General features: G+C 42.4%; 1 protein-coding gene. It reads left to right on the plus strand.

Features of this window, described 5'->3' with window-relative positions; translation table 11 throughout:
- On the plus strand, nucleotides 1-229 hold a 229-nt coding region (locus tag ACVC08_RS00545; RefSeq protein WP_452600564.1), incomplete at both ends, for a hypothetical protein.

Below are 229 nucleotides of genomic sequence, written 5' to 3' on the forward strand. Positions count from 1 at the left end.
ATTAACAGATAGCTGTGGTAACACTGCGCCAGAACAAACGCAAACCATTACCGTTTCCGATAATATTGCACCAACATTTACTGCTCCGGCAGATATCGAAATATTTACAGATGCATCATGTAACTACGATGCTGGAGTAAATATAACAGGAGATGTTACAAACGAAGCAGATAACTGTTCTTCAACGCTAGACGCGACCTACACAGACACTGTAGTCGCTGGAACTTGC

Source organism: Pontimicrobium sp. MEBiC06410 (assembly GCF_053601615.1).